A 13,729-nucleotide genomic window follows, 5' to 3' on the forward strand; every position below is an offset into this window, starting at 1 on the left:
TTTTTCTATTTTATTTTCCAATATAGAATAAGAGAAAAATTATCAAATAATCCCACCTAATTGTAATTTTTCAACTTTTATTTAGTATAAAATCTTCTTGAATAGGAGATGGTTTACATGGGAAAAACCTTAAAAGGAATTGGGGCTAGTGACGGAATTGCATTAGCAAAAGCCTTAATTTTGACAGAAGAAAAACTAAATATAACTAATCAAAAAACCACAGATACTACAGCTGAAATTAAGAAATATCATGAGGCAGTTGAAAAAACAGTTAGTGATATAAAGAAATTGATTACAACTAGTGAAAAGAAATTTGGACCAGAAAAAGCAGCTATTTTTGAAGCTCATCAAGAAATAGCAACAGATCCAGAAATTAAAAATGATGTTGAAAAATTAATCAACGATGATAAAAAAACTGCAACAATGGCAGTTAATGAAGTTATGCAAAAATACTTTGAAATCTTTAAAAATATGGATGATGATTATTTTAAAGAAAGAGCTAGTGATGTTGAAGATGTTAAGACAAGAATGTTAAAACACTTACTAGGGATTAAGATTGTTGATTTATCAACAATTGATGAAGAAGTTATCATTGTTGCTGATGATTTAACTCCATCACAAACAGCCCAACTTGATAAGAAATATATTAAAGGTTTTGCAACTAATATTGGGGGAAGAACTTCACATGCAGCCATTATGGCAAGAAGTTTAGAAATACCGGCCGTATTAGGTTTAAAAACAATTACTACAATGGCTAAAAATGGAGAAATGATTGGGTTAAACGGTCAAAGCGGAGAAGTTATGGTAGATTTATCAGCTGATGATATTAAAGCCTTTAAACAAGCTGAAATTAACTTTGCAGATGAACAAGAAAAACTAAAAACTTATATTAATAAAGAATCAGTTACTTTAGATAATCATAAAGTTTTAGTTGAAGCAAACATTGGAAAACCAAAAGATTGTGTTAATGCTAATAAATATGGTGCTGAAGGAATCGGATTATTCCGTTCAGAATTCTTATATATGGAAAATGATCATTTCCCAACAGAAGAAGAGCAATTTAAAGCTTATAAAGAAGCTGTTGAAGCTATGAAACCCCACATGGTTGTTATTAGAACTTTAGACATTGGAGGAGATAAGAAGTTATCATACTTCACTTTCCCAACAGAAATGAACCCATTTTTAGGATATCGTGCGATTCGTTTTTGTTTAGATAATCCTGAAATCTTTAAAACTCAACTTAGAGCTTTATTAAGAGCCTCTGCTTTTGGAAAACTTGGAATTATGTTCCCAATGATTGCAACAATTGATGAATTTAAACAAGCAAAACAAATGGTTGAAGAATGTAAAAAAGAATTAAAAACCAAAAGCATTGCTTTTGATGAAGACATTCAAGTTGGAATGATGGTTGAAATTCCAGCAGCAGCAATTAATGCTGAAAACTTTGCTAAATATGCTGACTTTTTCTCAATTGGAACAAATGATTTAATCCAATATTCAATGGCAGCAGATCGTATGAACCAACAAGTTTCATATTTATATCAACCAACTAATCCATCAATTCTAAACTTAATTAATATGACAATTCAAGGTGGTCACAAATATAATCGTTGAGTTGGAATGTGTGGAGAAATGGCTGGAGACAAAACTGCTATTCCCTTACTTTTAGGAATGGGATTAGATGCCTTTTCAATGAGTGCACCATCAATTCCAAAAGCAAGAATGGTTATTGATAACCTTAAATATAGTGATGCAAAAGTTTTGGCAACTGAAGCTTTAAAACAAGAAACATCACAACAAGTTCAACAATTAGTAAATGAGTTTTTAAATAAAAATAATCTTTAATAAAAAAACTTTGTAATTGTAACGATTTGTTATACAATCTTATTGTTAAAAAGAAGCACACAGCTCACCACAAGTATTTATAAATGAAGTGGTACAAATACTTTAAGAAAAATAAATGTATTTTAAATGTGCTGACTAATTTTAACGGCACATTTTTTATTATGGAGGTCTGGATGAGTCAAGAAAATAGATTTCAACCAAGAAAACAACAAGAAGACGCAGTTGATAAAGCAATTAGAGCTCGCGAAATCTTAATTATTACAGATGATGGGAACAAAATTGGACCTATCTCAAAAAGAGAAGCATTACAAATGGCAGAAGATGCTGGATTGAACTTGCTTCAAGTTGGTCAACAAGGACCAGTAGCAATCGCCAAAATTGTTGATTACGGAAAATACAAATACGAACAACAAAAAAAAGCAAAAGAAAACAAAAAACACCAAACAGAAACTCAAAACAAAGAAATTCGTTTGACAGTTAAAATTGGTGAACACGATTTAGATACCAAAGCTCGTAAAGCTAGAGAATTTATCGAAGCTGGAGATCGCGTTAAAGTCTCACTTAAATTTAAAGGAAGAGAAATCGTGTATATGGATTTAGGTCAACAAACTTTAGATCGTTTTTATGATAAAGTTTCAGACGTTGCTACAATTGAAAAAGCTCCAAAATTAAACACACGTTTCTTAGACATGTACATTGTGCCTAAAAAGAAAAATTAGTTTTATTTAAAATTAAGAAGGGAAATTAGAATTATGCCAAAAATGAAGACAAAAAGAGCATTAAAAAAACGTGTTCACACAAATGCAAATGGTGACATGAAAAGAGCTCACGCTTACCGTTCACACCGTGCAACTGGTAAAACAACTAAAGAAAAAAGACATTTAGAAAAAGCTACTTACATTAAAAGAGTAGACAAAAAACGTCTAGAAAGTTTATTACAAGATTAATTTCTTGATTATGTAAGGAAAGAGGTATTTTAAATGGCAAGAGTAAAATATGGTAAAGTAACAAGAAGAAGAAGAAAACGTTGAATTAAACGTGCTAAAGGTTACTACGGAACAAAAAAATCAAACTACAAAAAAGCACATGAACAAGTAATTCGTTCTATGGCTTATGCGTTCATTGGACGTAAACAAAAGAAACGTGATTTCAGAAAATTATGAATCGTTCGTATTAATGCAGCAGTTAGACCTTATGGTTTAAGCTACTCACAATTCATGAATGGAATCAAAAAATCTGGTTTAGATTTAAACCGTAAAATGCTTTCAGAATTAGCAATTAATCAACCAGAAGAATTTGCTAAAATTGTTGAAACAGCTAAAACTTCATTAGCTAAATAAGAATTCTAAAACTAGGCAAATGTTAATAAAAGCCTAGTTTTCTTATTTTTTAATGATGAGAAAAAAATAGAAAAAATTTCCAAAATAACATTTCTTTTTGGAAATTAGTTAAGATTGTTTTATAATAAACATTAAAATTGAAAAAAGGAGATTTTGTATGGCTTTTTTAGACGAAAAAACTAATAATATTGTTTTTAATGACAAGGACAAAATGAGCGCTTGAGATAATGCACCAGAAATCAGTGATGCTGATCCTAAGAAATATCGTGTTTGTATGTATTGTCAATTTCCAATGGATTATAGTGACTATGTTATGAACGTAAAAACAAAACACAGTAAGGATGCTTGAACAATTGATTTAATCAACATCAAAAAACCAAAACTAGTTCCCAAAAACTTTTTAGCAATTCACGCTAATTGTTTTGGTAATCGTCAAAACGAAAACGAAAAAAGACGCTTAAGAAAATATCGTCGTACAAAATGAATGATGCCAAAAGAAGGATATAAAAAATCTAAATAAGGTATTAAAAAACCCAAGTTGAATTAGTCAACTTGGGTTTTTCTTTTAATTATTTTATTCACAGTCTTTTAATGGATCATCACAAGTAGCATTAGCCATTTCTTGTCATTCTTCATCAGTAAGTTCATCTAGATATTTCCCAAATCCAGGAACTCAAACTCTTTTTTTGTCTTTTTCTTCTGTCTTGGTAGAATCTTTTTTGTTTTCTGTTGTTGCCATGATAATTAGCTCCTTTTTATAATAATAGTTAATTATTTCTGTTTGTTATAAGAGAGATTAACATCCTGTAGGATCGTCTTTACAATCCTTTTTCTTGTCTTTTTTAGTTTCATAACCAGTACGGTTAATGTCTCCACAAGATGAATTTGCCATTGCATTTCATTCATCAATAGTAAGTTCATCTAAATACTTATTAAATTGTTTTACTCAAATACGTTCATGTTCTGAAGCGGTTTTTTGATTTTTGTTATCTGCCATTTTAAATCATCTCCTATTGACTACATTATACCTAAAAAAAGTACTTACTAAAAGTAAGTACGGATTTATTTTCTAAAATTATTTACGTTTATAATTCAATCCCATACGGTTTTGAACTTTCATTAATTTTTTATAAGCGATTTTACGAGCTTTATTAGCTCCTTCATCTAATCATTCATCAACTTGTGGTGAATTTCATAGTTCTTTAAATTTAATTTGAATTGGTTCTAGTTCAGAAATTAAAGCTTCAGCAACTGCATCTTTAAAATCTTTGTAGTTTTTGTTTTCAAATTCTTTTTGAATTTGATCATAATCTTTATTTGTGATAGCTGAATAAATGGTCATTAAGTTACTAATTCCAGGTTTTTTTTCTGCATCGAAATAAACTTTATCTTCACTGTCAGTTAAAGCTGAACCAATTTTTCTTTTGATAACTTCTGGTTCATCTAAAATACGAATAAAGGTTTTTTCATTAGTATTAGACTTAGACATTTTTTTACTTGGTTCTTGTAGGTCCATAATTTTTGGTGTTTTTTTTGGAACTAAATGTTCTGGAATAGTAAATAAATCTTCACCATAAGTATGATTCATACGTTCAGCTAAGTTTCTTGTTAATTCTACGTGTTGAATTTGATCAACACCAACAGGAACATAATTAGCATCATATAAAAGAATGTCTGCAGCCATTAAAGTAGGGTAAGTAAATAATCCAGCAGGAATATAACTAGTTCCATTATTAGCTTTGACTTTTTGTGACTTATCTTTAAATTGAGTCATTCTTTCTAATTCACCCATTGTTGCTTGAGTATTTAAAATTCAGCCTAATTGAGCATGTTCTAAGACATCTGATTGAACAAAGATTGTCGCTTTTTGTGGATCTAATCCACAAGCAAAGTATAAAGTTGCCATTGTTTTAATGTTTTGTTTTAATTTTGTCTTATCTTGAGGCATTGTAATTGCATGAAGATTGGCAATAAATAAATATAAATCATATTCATTTTGGTATTGAATAACTTGTTTAATAACTCCAAAGTAGTTTCCAATTGTCATAGTTCCACTTGAAGCAACAGCAGTTACCATTTTTTTCATATCGCTCATTTTATAAGTTCTTCTTTCTACTCTTTTTTAAATAAAAGACATAAAACTTTAATATCTATAATTTTACCTAACTTATTTAAAAGAAACAAAGTTAATAGAAGTAATAAAACTATTTTTAAGGGCTATGACTAAAATTAATTTAATTTCCGATTATAATGTTAATAACCAAATGGAGGTATTTAAGAAAATGAAATACAGCATTATAGCAAACGATTATCCTGAGAGTTTAGAGTTAGTAAAGACTTTAAACAACGAACTTAAAAACGATAATGACTTAACTTTAGATGATAAAAACCCTGAATTAGTTTTTGTAATTGGAGGAGATGGAACTTTTTTAAAAGCCATTAATAAATATAACAACCAATTAGAAAAGATTAGATTTTATCCAATTAAAAAAGGCGGAATTGGTTTTTATACTAACCACAATATTGTTGAAGATGATAATGATGTTAAAAAAATTCTTGCTATAGATAAATGTAAACATACTTATGAATACCCATTATTAGAAGTTAAAATTGATGATAAAACCATCTATACAATCAATGAGGCCAAAATCTTAAATGATATTTCTCCTCAACAATTAGATATTTATATTAATGATGAAAAGCTAGAAAGCTTTAAAGGATCTGGTTTGGTTTTTTCAACTCCGAGTGGAACCACTGGTTTTATGAAATCTGTTGGTGGAGCAATTATTTATCCAAACCTTGATTTATTTGAAATGCAAGAAATATCACCAGTTTCAACTGTAATTTTTAAAACTATTAATTCACCAATTATCTTTTCAAAAGAGCAAGTTATTAAAATTAAAAATAGTGAAAATTTAAAAGATAAAGACAATTTAAAAGTAATTAGTGATGCTAAACAAATTGCTACAGACTTCAAGGAAGCTAAGATTAGCTTAAGTAATAAAAAGGTTAGAATCATTGCTACAAAAATGGTCGATAGAACTACACTTTTAAAAGATATTTTCGTAATAAACAAGTAAAATAACTATATAGAGGATATACTCTTATAAAAGTTGTAAATTCAACTTAACCTAAAATAAGGAGAAAACAAAAATGAAAAAAATCACATTCAATGTTATCCCATTAACAACTGAAAAAGCTGCTAAAAAAATCGGATGCAAATTAAAATGAGGAACATGTTTCGCAATTAAAAACTTCAAAGTTGACTTACCAGCTAGAAACATTTCATTCGAATACAACGAAAAACGTACCACACCAGCTAAATTAAAAGCTAAAATCGAAAAAATGAAATACACTGTTAACCAAGTTAAATAATTTTTTAAGAAATGGATTAAACCATTTTTTCTTTTCTTTTAAAATATACCCCATATGGTATATAATAGAAGCAACATAGAAAGAAGGTTTTTACATGAGCATGAAAAAAACTCATCGTGATGAAGAGACAATTAAACTTTATACTAATCATTTAAATCGCATCAAAGGACAGATTGATGGAATTATTAAAATGGTTAATGATGATGTATATTGTTTAGATATTGTAAATCAGATTAATGCGATTCGTGGTTCTTTACTATCTATGGATAAAAAACTAGTAAACGAACACATTGATCATTGTGTTCGTCACTCTAGTGATTTAGATGAATCACTAGATGAAATCAAAACCTTAATTGATAAAATCGCAAAATAAAAGGAGACATATTATTATGCAAACAATTAAATTAAATAGTAAATCTATTTCTTGTGAAGGATGTAGAAAGACAATTACTAAAACTTTAGAAAGAATGATTGGAGTTAAAGATGTTCAAGTTGATTTAAATACTAAAGACATCACAGTAACCTTCAATCCCAAATGAACCAATGAAAATAAAATCATGAAAAAATTAACAAAGATTAATTATCCAGCAACAATTGTTAAAGGATCTAAGTAGATTAAATGGACATGATGAATATGGACATGGGTGGAAATGATAAGAAAAAAGATTCCACTAGTGACCAAGATTATAAAATTCAAGGAATGTCTTGCGCTAGTTGTGCTAAAGCAATCACAAAAAGCGTTAAGAAAGTTCCTGGTGTAAAGAAAGTAAAAGTAAATGTTTCAACAGATTCTATGAATGTTCAAATGGATAGTAATGTTCAAGATGATGCTATTTTAAATGCTGTTAAATCTGCTGGATATAAAGCCCAAAAAATAGGAAACAATGTTACTTTTTCTAAAAAACCTTCAAAATATTTAATTGAACAAATTGTTAAATTTTCAATTTCATTAATTTTAACTATTCCTTTATGAGTAGGAATGGGATTAATGCTTGGAAATGTTGATACGACTGGTGCAAAAGTTATTTGTGGCCCAACATTTCAAATTGTTCTAGCTTCAATCATTTTATTTGGAGTTGGTTATAGTTTCTTTGTTGATGTTTGAGCTGGAATTAAAACTCTAACAACAAATATGTATTTCTTAATTGTATTAGGTGCTTTAGCAGCGTACGGATTAAGTATTTATAATGGAGTTCAAGATGGGTGAAAATATGTTCCGATGAATGAAGGTGGTCATGAACTATACTTTGAAACCATCGGAACAATTGTCACTTTAGCCTTATTAGGAAACATTTTTGAAAACTTAGCTAAAGTAAATACTACAAACTCATTACAAAAAATTTCAGATTTAATTCCGTCAAAAGCTATATTAGTTTTAAATGGAAAAACTCAAGAAATTGATACAATCTCATTAAAATTAAACGACATTGTTCAAGTTAAACCAGGAGATAAAGTCCCAACCGACGGAATTATTACTTCTGGGAATGGTTATGTAAATGAATCTCTTGTTTCTGGTGAATCAAAACCAATTAAAAAAGCAATCGGTGACAAGATTGTAGCTGGAAGTGTAGTTGACCAAGGCTCAATGCAATTCAAAGTTACTAAAGTTGCTAGTGATAATACAGTTTCACAAATCTTAACCTTAGTTCAACAAGCTCAAGGTGGAGATTTAAAAATTGGTAAATTAGCTGATAAAATTTCAGCTTGATTTGTACCGATTGTTATTTTTGCAGCCTTAATGACTTTCATGGGTTGATCAATTCATGATCACGCCGTTAGTCAAAGAGCAATTATTAACGCAATATCTGCATTAATTGCAGCTTGTCCCTGTGCTTTAGGTTTAGCAACGCCAACTGCAATTATGGTTGGAACTGGAAAAGCTAGTGAAATTGGAATCGTGTTTAAAAATGGAAACCAATTAGAAAACTTAGCAAACTTAAGAGCGGTTGTGTTTGATAAAACAGGAACATTAACTCAAGGAAAAATGACTTTAGACCAAATTCAAACTCTTTCAAAAACTTATAGTGATGAAGAAATTAAAGAATATTTAAAAGCTGTTGAATCAAATTCTCAACACCCATTAGCAACTTCTTTAGTAGCTTCATTGCCAAATGTCAAAACTTTAAAAACAACAAATTTTACAAATTATACTTCAAAAGGAGTAAGCGCAGTTGTAAATAACAAAACTATTAAAGTTGGAAACGTAAACTGACTAACAACTGATAAAGACATTGTTAATAAAGTTAATGCCTTACAACAAGAAGGAAAATCAGTTTTTATGATGACTATAAACGATGAACCTGTAGCCATTGTTTCTTTATCAGATAAAATTAAACCAGATGCAAAACAACTAATTACTGCTTTAAATGATTTAGGTATTAGAACTGTAATGGTAACTGGAGATAACTTATTAACTGCTAATTATGTTGCAAAACAATTAGGAATTAAAGAAGTTCATGCTGATATTCCAGTTAGTCAAAAAGCAGATTTTGTAGCTAGTTTACAAAATGGAATAAATAAAAAAGGTAAACCGGTTCATAATGTTGTTGCTATGGTTGGGGACGGAATTAATGATACAGTTGCTTTAACAAAAGCTGACATTGGGATTACCATGTCAACTTCATTAGATGTAGCAATTGCTTCAAGTGATATTATTCTAGTTAATAATGATTTAATGGATATCTATAGATCTGTTGTTGTAGCTAAAAGAACTTATAGAAAGATTATTGGAAACATTTTCTGAGCATTTATCTATAACATTATTATGATTCCACTAGCTGCAACAGGAGTATTAAGACCTGAATTCTCAGCTATTGCTATGGCATTAAGTTCTGTTTCAGTTGTACTTAACTCATTATTATTAAGTGTTAAAAACATCAAGATGCCAAAGAAAAAACATCCTGATAAATTAGACAGTGAAACCTTAAAACCTGCTAGTTATTACATTAATCAAGACATGAAAAATATGGATATGTCTAATATGAAAATGGATAGTAAGAAATCAAAACAAGATAATAAATAGTAAAAGAGAACCAAAAGCGGTTCTCTTTTTTTCTTGCTATAAAAAACTAGAAGCTTTTAACTTCTAGTAATTTTTCTATCTATAAATGATGTTTTCTTTAAAGTTAATTCCTCTTAAGTTTGTTGAGTAATCGATATGTCATCCATATCCATAAACGTTCATCATTGATTCAATACCTGGGTATTTAAAGTTAATAATGAATTCTAAGTTTCCTTCATTTCCAACAACTTGATAAGAAGGGGTAATTTTTTCTTCTTTATATTTAGTGTTATATGTGAATTTTACTTTAATTCCCATATCATCAGTACCTTCTGGTGTATATTCACCGAAAATATCATTTCAATCTAATGTTCTATGTGATCAAATGTTGTTAAAAGTAATTTGTTTTACATCTGAGAACTTAGTATCAGGTCTGATTTTGCTAAATTCTTTTTGAGTATCAATTGTCATGTCTTGTTCATTAACAAATTCGTTTCTGATAACTGCTCCAAGTACTCCATCTTTTGGAACGGCAGTTCCAACTAATCCACCAGCAAAGATCGCTAAGAAGATTGTTACGCAAATAAGAATTGCTTTTTTGCTCATGCGTTTTCCAAAATCAATGAAACTGTAATGTTCAATTCTTTCTGGAACTGTTGTTTGCGGGTTGTAAGTTCTTGCTGAAACTTTAATTCAGTATAGAACACCTTCTCATAGAACCGCAAAGATTCAGAAGAAGATGAACATTAAAATAGGCACTGCTCCTAAACATAGGAAGAAAATTGCGAATGCTGATCCAACTGGATAAATCGCAAAGGCGAATGCTCCATAAACTGGTAAGAATAACATAGCAATTCCAGCGATTGCTACAATTGCTGCAGCAGCTAAGATAACTGCGCCAATGATTCATCAAGGAATCATCACAATCGTTGCTCAAATTCCTCTAAAGAATCTTTTCGCGAACGGAACTTTTTGTCTATTTAAAGGTTCGACTTCAATGAATAACTCTGGTAGTTCGTTATTTTGTTTTTTTGTAATAATGTAATTAGTAATTTGTCTTTTAATTTTAACAACATTAAGATTTGCTAAAGCTTCATTGAAAGACATTCCCTTAGCCATTTCATCATAAATGGCTTGTTTCATATAACCCATGGCTTCAACTCGTAAAGAGTCTTCATAAATATCAGTGGTGTTATCTTCTAAATATTCCAATAAAACTTGTTCTTGTGCTTTATTTAATTGCATTTTTATAACCTTTCTCTTAAGGAAATAATTATGTGAAATAAATTAAAAAGCCTCAAAAGCTTCATAAATAAGCTATTTTCCTCTTACTTGTTAATTTATTTCCCTGTCTATTTTCCTTATTATTATATCAAAAACCATTTATTAGCAACGATTTATAGGGTTTTTAATAATATTTAACAAAAAAGACAACCGGTTGCTAAAAACCTAAATAACTAGTAAAATCAGATTAATAATTACTTCTTTTAGAAGTTTTACTTTTTAATTAAAATTAATCTTATTTTTAAAATGAATAATAAAAGAGACTTCATTTTAAAAACACAAAACCGTTTTTCTGGGTATAACTAATTGAAAGCTACCCTTTAAAAACTTTAAAAAATAAATTCTAAAAGATAAATATTTTTTTAAATACTTTATTTTAATAATAAAAAAAACAAGGAGAATAACAAAACAAAATGGCAGACATTAAATTTATGGCCTTAGGTGGTCAAGATGAACGTGGAAAAAACCTGTTCATCATTGAAGTTGATGAAGACTTATTCGTTTTTGATTGTGGATTAAAATACCCAGAAAAAGGGATTTTAGGAGTTGATGTGGTAATTCCAAACTTCGAATACCTAATCAATAACGCTTCAAGAATTAAAGGAATTTTCTTATCAAATTCATCAGCATATAACTCTGGTGCAATTTCATATCTATTAAAAGATATTGATGTGCCGGTTTATTGTAATGACATTACAGAAACTGTCTTACAAATTAAATTAGAAAGATCATTTCTAAAAAACAAATCTCAAAACTTTAAAATCATAAAAGATAAAGACGTAGTTGATTTTGGGAAAAACAAAATCGAAGCATTTAGATTAACTGCTTCATCACCAAACTCATTAGGATTTGCATTACATACTGAAGATGGAATTATTGTTTATGCTGGAGACTTTATTATTGATGGACAAGAAACTTCAGATTTCTCAACTGATTATTCTCACATCAATAAACTAGCAGAAGAAGGAGTTTTAGCTTTATTGGCTGACTCTGAATATGCTTCAAAAATGTCTTATGCAGTACCAAATCATAAAATTGAAAAATACATTGCAGCGCCTTTTAAAGAAAAGAAAACAAGAATCGCTGTTGGTATTTTTGAAGAAGATATCTTTAAATTAGGAGAAATTGTTGCTCAAGCAAAAGCTAATAATCGTAAGATTGCAGTTTACGGGAGAACTATGCAAACCATCTTAAAAAACGATATGATTCACTCAAACTTAAACTTAAATGATGATGATTTAATTTCAGTTGATGAATACATGAAATCAGATAACGGGGTTTTAATCATTTCTGGAAACGGAGATGTACTTTACTCAAAACTTGCCAAAATTGCTACAGGCAACGATGATGTGATTGAATTTGGACCTAAAGATGTTGTTATTTTAGCAACACCACCAGCACCAGGAGTTGAAAAACGTCATGCTCAAATCTTAGATGAACTAGCAAGAACTGATGCAAAATTAATTGCTTTAAGTGATAAAAACATTTGACCAATGCGTGCTTGTCATGAAGATATCAAAATGTTAACTAGCTTATTAAAACCAAAATACTTTGTGCCAATTAAAGGTCTATACAAAGAATTCTTATCAGCCGAAAAAGCTGCTATGGATGCTGGAATTAAAGAAGGAAATGTTTGTTTGGTTGATAATGGGCAAGTTGCAAGAATCACTGATAAATTCATTTCTATTACAGATAAAACTTTACCTAATGGTGATACTTATGTTGATGGTAGCGGAGTTGGAGATATCGGAAACGTTGTTTTAAATGAACGTAAATTATTAGCAAACGATGGTGTGATTATTGTTGGTGCAACAATTGATAGTCGTACAAAAGAATCTATTTCTTTAATTGATATTCAAATGCGTGGAGTTATTTATATTTCAGAAGACCAAGCAGTTTTCAAAATCATGCAAAAAGAAGTTAACCAAATCTTAGATAACTCAACTGAATTGTTTAAAAAAGATCCTAAAAAATATGATTTAAACGATGTTAAACGTGAAATTGTTTCCAAAGTTAAATCATTAATTAAACAAGAATCAGGAAAACAACCAATGATTCTATGTATCATTAATGAAATTGATGGCAACTTTAACTTAAAATCAGTTCTAGCTCGTAGTCAAAAATCACGTAATTATGTTCACAAAGCTACTTCAAACATTAATCAAAAAAGAAGAAGCAATAAAAATAATAACCAAAACAAAACCAATAAACCAAATGATAAAAAACGTACTAGCAGACCAGCTACTATGAAAAAACCAAATCAAAATAATAAAAAAGAGGACTAAAAATCCTCTTTTTTTATGGTTGAAATTCAATGTTTGTAACAATAGTTACAATTGTCATTAATAAAACGGCTAAGAAAATAATTTTAATTGCTAAGATTTGTTTAGCTTCAAGTGTAGTTAAAGTTCTTTGATATCTTCTTCTTTTATCTTGAAAGAATTTTTGTGAGTTTCTATTTTTAGTTCAGTTAATAAACATTGCTATGACTATTAAAAGCACAGTAAAACCTAAACTAGCTCAACCGGCTGCTTGATAGTCTGGAGCTTTATCACTGTTTCTAGCAAGATAACCAATTAAGAAACTTAATCCAGTTAAAACAAATGCAATTGCAGATGAAGTTAAATAACTTCATCATTTCATTTTCTTAGTTTGGTTATAAACTTTAATTCGATGTTCAGCTTCATTTAAATAATAAGTATCTTCAACAATTGCATCAACTTCTTCATTGAAATATTCTCGTTTTGCATTATCTAAATCTTTTAACTGAGTTCTTCAATTTGGATCATCTGGATGTTTTCTTCTTCTTTTCTTCTTAGCCATTTTAATAACTCTTCTCTAATTCTTTTTATTATAAATTAACTTTAAAACTTCACAAACTAAT

Annotated in this window: 16 protein-coding genes; 11 read left to right on the forward strand and 5 right to left on the reverse strand. The window is 29.2% G+C overall.

Going from position 1 to position 13,729, the window contains the following annotated elements:
• Positions 1-117 precede the first annotated feature (117 nt).
• The 5 genes from ptsP (at position 118) to CP520_RS00465 (ending at position 3,705) form a co-directional block, all read left to right on the forward strand.
• Positions 118-1,845: a phosphoenolpyruvate--protein phosphotransferase gene (gene ptsP / locus CP520_RS00445; RefSeq protein WP_096862521.1), complete on the forward strand. Its 1,728-nt coding sequence runs from the start codon at positions 118-120 to the stop codon at positions 1,843-1,845.
• A 173-nt stretch (positions 1,846-2,018) separates the two neighbouring features.
• Positions 2,019-2,564 carry a translation initiation factor IF-3 gene (gene infC / locus CP520_RS00450; protein ID WP_096862522.1) on the forward strand — a complete coding sequence of 182 codons (546 nt, stop codon included), beginning with the start codon at positions 2,019-2,021 and terminating at the stop codon, positions 2,562-2,564.
• A 33-nt stretch (positions 2,565-2,597) separates the two neighbouring features.
• Positions 2,598-2,792: a 50S ribosomal protein L35 gene (rpmI, locus tag CP520_RS00455; RefSeq protein ID WP_096862523.1), complete on the forward strand. Its 195-nt coding sequence runs from the start codon at positions 2,598-2,600 to the stop codon at positions 2,790-2,792.
• A gap of 33 nt (positions 2,793-2,825) precedes the next feature.
• Positions 2,826-3,185 (forward strand): 50S ribosomal protein L20, encoded by a 360-nt coding sequence (gene rplT / locus CP520_RS00460; protein WP_096862524.1) that lies wholly within the window; start codon positions 2,826-2,828, stop codon positions 3,183-3,185.
• 157 nt (positions 3,186-3,342) lie between these two features.
• Positions 3,343-3,705: a hypothetical protein gene (locus CP520_RS00465; protein ID WP_096862525.1), complete on the forward strand. Its 363-nt coding sequence runs from the start codon at positions 3,343-3,345 to the stop codon at positions 3,703-3,705.
• Positions 3,706-3,759: 54 nt separating this feature from the next.
• Here CP520_RS00465 and CP520_RS03690 read toward each other — a convergent pair whose 3' ends face one another.
• The 3 genes from CP520_RS03690 to trpS form a co-directional block, all read right to left on the reverse strand.
• A complete protein-coding gene (locus CP520_RS03690; RefSeq protein ID WP_157755761.1) occupies positions 3,760-3,924 on the reverse strand; it encodes a hypothetical protein in 165 nt (54 codons plus the stop codon).
• A 57-nt stretch (positions 3,925-3,981) separates the two neighbouring features.
• Positions 3,982-4,182 carry a hypothetical protein gene (locus tag CP520_RS00470; RefSeq protein WP_096862526.1) on the reverse strand — a complete coding sequence of 67 codons (201 nt, stop codon included), beginning with the start codon at positions 4,180-4,182 and terminating at the stop codon, positions 3,982-3,984.
• A gap of 78 nt (positions 4,183-4,260) precedes the next feature.
• Positions 4,261-5,280 carry a tryptophan--tRNA ligase gene (trpS, locus tag CP520_RS00475; RefSeq protein ID WP_211276337.1) on the reverse strand — a complete coding sequence of 340 codons (1,020 nt, stop codon included), beginning with the start codon at positions 5,278-5,280 and terminating at the stop codon, positions 4,261-4,263.
• Positions 5,281-5,404: 124 nt separating this feature from the next.
• Between trpS and CP520_RS00480 the strand changes: the two genes are divergently transcribed.
• The 5 genes from CP520_RS00480 (at position 5,405) to CP520_RS00500 (ending at position 9,582) form a co-directional block, all read left to right on the forward strand.
• The gene (locus CP520_RS00480) at positions 5,405-6,265 is read left to right on the forward strand and encodes a diacylglycerol kinase catalytic domain-containing protein (protein WP_211276338.1); all 861 of its coding nucleotides are present in this window, start codon (positions 5,405-5,407) and stop codon (positions 6,263-6,265) included.
• A gap of 73 nt (positions 6,266-6,338) precedes the next feature.
• On the forward strand, positions 6,339-6,560 hold the full coding sequence (locus CP520_RS00485) for a hypothetical protein (RefSeq protein ID WP_096862528.1): 222 nt from the start codon (positions 6,339-6,341) through the stop codon (positions 6,558-6,560).
• A 94-nt stretch (positions 6,561-6,654) separates the two neighbouring features.
• On the forward strand, positions 6,655-6,933 hold the full coding sequence (locus CP520_RS00490; RefSeq protein WP_096862529.1) for a metal-sensitive transcriptional regulator: 279 nt from the start codon (positions 6,655-6,657) through the stop codon (positions 6,931-6,933).
• A 16-nt stretch (positions 6,934-6,949) separates the two neighbouring features.
• Positions 6,950-7,174 (forward strand): heavy-metal-associated domain-containing protein, encoded by a 225-nt coding sequence (locus tag CP520_RS00495; protein ID WP_096862530.1) that lies wholly within the window; start codon positions 6,950-6,952, stop codon positions 7,172-7,174.
• A 5-nt stretch (positions 7,175-7,179) separates the two neighbouring features.
• Complete coding sequence (locus CP520_RS00500) at positions 7,180-9,582, forward strand: heavy metal translocating P-type ATPase (RefSeq protein WP_096862531.1); 2,403 nt, start codon at positions 7,180-7,182, stop codon at positions 9,580-9,582.
• 75 nt (positions 9,583-9,657) lie between these two features.
• On the opposite strand, the gene CP520_RS00505 is transcribed toward CP520_RS00500, so the two are convergent.
• The gene (locus tag CP520_RS00505; RefSeq protein WP_096862532.1) at positions 9,658-10,806 is read right to left on the reverse strand and encodes a hypothetical protein; all 1,149 of its coding nucleotides are present in this window, start codon (positions 10,804-10,806) and stop codon (positions 9,658-9,660) included.
• 452 nt (positions 10,807-11,258) lie between these two features.
• Here CP520_RS00505 and CP520_RS00510 point away from each other — a divergent pair, with 452 nt between their 5' ends.
• Complete coding sequence (locus CP520_RS00510) at positions 11,259-13,130, forward strand: ribonuclease J (RefSeq protein ID WP_169835695.1); 1,872 nt, start codon at positions 11,259-11,261, stop codon at positions 13,128-13,130.
• A 13-nt stretch (positions 13,131-13,143) separates the two neighbouring features.
• On the opposite strand, the gene CP520_RS00515 is transcribed toward CP520_RS00510, so the two are convergent.
• Positions 13,144-13,668: a hypothetical protein gene (locus CP520_RS00515; RefSeq protein WP_096862533.1), complete on the reverse strand. Its 525-nt coding sequence runs from the start codon at positions 13,666-13,668 to the stop codon at positions 13,144-13,146.
• Positions 13,669-13,729 lie beyond the last annotated feature (61 nt).

The sequence above is a fragment of the Mesoplasma lactucae ATCC 49193 genome (genome assembly GCF_002441935.1).
Taxonomy (GTDB): Bacteria; Bacillota_I; Bacilli_A; order Mycoplasmatales; family Mycoplasmataceae; genus Edwardiiplasma; species Edwardiiplasma lactucae.